Here is a 2470-nt window from a genome sequence, read left to right as displayed (position 1 = left end):
ATGGTTATCGCGGGAGTTGTCTGTGTAACCACCATGTAAACCGACGCCGTATACCCTTTATAAGTCGCCACGAGTTCATCCATCACATAGGTTTTCCCTTCGACGACTTCTTTATTCGAGACATAGGTGTAAACGCCATTATTGGATTCGATAGAACCGCTCTCCCCCGGAACCGGATTGTTGATGACGACTGTAGGCGCAGGGCTGTCCTCATCGTCCTTCAGATAGCCAAGCTTTAACGGTACACGCTCGTCTTTATCGCAAATCTGAATCAGTGGATTGATCGTCAAGCGCGAGCGGACTACCGTCACCAAGGCAGAACTGCTGAACTGGGTAACAGGGTCGGTTGCGGTGACCCGTACACGGGTGAAACGCCCCTGGACCTGGTGCACTGCCGGAGGTGTATAGACCCCTGTGTCTTCATCGATCGTACCTACGCCGACAGCGAGACGCCGCAAGTGCTCAACAGCCCATTTCAGGCCGGGTCTTGCAGGAAAAACCTCAAAAGCATAGTGCGGCCCGCCGGCGGCAATACGGGGTTCCGGCGTGGTGATGGCGAACGTTGTTTGAGCGGGATTGATGCGACCGAACAGGCCGACATCATGAGGGGACTGTAAATTGAGCATCTGAATGGTTTCGCCGTAGTTAAGCTCGAGATTTTCCGCAATAAATCCCGACACAACGCGGCCCGTAGGGAACTGCTCTTTGATTGCACCCGCGATTATCTCCGACGCATCCGTCGACAACAAATTAAGTAAAATCTCAGCAAGCTGTATCATTATCAGCCCTATTAAAATGAACAGCCTGCCTATTAAATCCGTTATTGGATCTACTGAATTTGCCAAACTCAACTTACGCTTAACGGCATCGCCAAACTTAAAAATATCAACACCCGACTCAGGATCTACAGCGCTTTCAACATCATACCTTATTCTTTTCAACGTGCCACCGGCGCCATCATCAATTAATTGGTAATACGCCGTGACGGTTAAATGGTAATACAAGCTCCTGTTCGGATATATATCTATGAGCTCTTGAAGCGCCTCAAAATTAGTTGCTACGACATTCATGCTAGCGCTAACATGCCCGGCACATAGCCACCGAACGCTGATCTGTTGCCCATGCAGCTCAACCTTCAGACGTCCACTGGCCGCTAGAAGAAATTCAGGATGACTAATCTCAAGATCCGCCCATATTGGACCCAACACGGAGGTCATTTCCAAACGATGATTAAATGCCCCACGAGGAATCTTAATCCCCCCCCTTTTAGCTGTCGCAACAATATCTCCGTTACCGTCATCAAAAACATAATCAAAATCATTGCTCTCAATCATCTCCCCCAGCGATCGAACCAACTCAGCAATAACTACTCGGCCTCGCCCTACCAATACAGTGGCAGAGTAATCCCTTCCGGCGTCATTCGGGATCAAGTAACGAAAACCACTGTTCGCACCAGGAAAGTCTCCCTCATGTCTACCCTCCATGCGCACGAAGGCAAGCATCGCTCCCTCGCCCTCCTGGCTACCCTGCTGCGTGCGCAAGGCGAAAGAATGCGGTTGCATCATGGGGTTGGTGCCCCGCTTAATCGTGCCCAGGGTCCAGACACGCTGTTCATCATCCAATCGATTAAACAAGGCCTTGAAAACTCTGCCGGCCAGTTCTTGTTCTGTCTGGGTTTCGGCAAACGTCAAGCGAAAGTTATCGCTTTTGCTCAGGTCCAGGCGGATATTCCCATTGTCGGCAATTTCTCCCGACACCTCGGGCAATAACAGGTCCAGGAATAAGCTCGGCCCGTCCAGCGGGTCATAATCCAAGATGCGCGTGACATGCCACACCGTCACGTCTTTTTCGATGGAGACTTGACGACCGGCCACAACGGCCATCCGCAGATTGGCCTTCGAATTATCAAGACCGGTATCCTCGAAATACAAACGAGGTACATCCATTTCAAAATCTTGAATATATTCCCGAAATTTGCCACCGCTACCACCTGTTGCAATGGTTCCGGTGATGGCCGGGATATAGCTGCCCAAATTGAACTTATCAATGTAGTTTTGAATCAGCAGGAGATTGGTTTTGTTGCGTTCCATGGCCACAATCGCATCCCATTTGCTCATGCGATCCTGATCCTTCATCCAGCTCAGAAGCTCTGCCAACGTATAGGTAGTTGCCATTGCCATACCCTCAAATGTCAAAATCAATGGTGAGCCGAGCCGTCTCGCACACTCACGACTGAGCGCTTCCTATCGAGATAAACGTCACAAAACCATCTGATCGCCGGAACAGCAAAAAGCGATTACCGAACCGTGCCCTTCAACGACAATCAGTCTTTCCATCCAAAAAAATAGTGCGTTCAGGGCGCCAGAAGAAACAGCCGTTCATCCACCTTCTTATAAGTGCTGCCCTGGTCGTAACTCAACTGAACCAAGATAGAAAGGTTTTCAGCCATTACCAGCGAATTTAAAAAGCC

The 2470-nt window shown here is 49.9% G+C and carries 1 protein-coding gene; it reads right to left on the bottom strand.

The features are described 5' to 3' along the window. Nucleotides 1–2174, bottom strand: a 2174-nt coding sequence (locus BT116_RS29915; protein ID WP_256574498.1) for a hypothetical protein, incomplete at its 3' end; no start/stop codon positions are given. Nucleotides 2175–2470: the final 296 nt, after the last annotated feature.

It is taken from the genome of Pseudomonas sp. NFACC16-2 (assembly GCF_900119205.1).
Taxonomy (GTDB): domain Bacteria; phylum Pseudomonadota; class Gammaproteobacteria; order Pseudomonadales; family Pseudomonadaceae; genus Aquipseudomonas; species Aquipseudomonas fluorescens_Q.
Note: the sequence above shows the minus strand (reverse complement) of the source record. Positions and strands in the feature narration are given on the sequence as shown.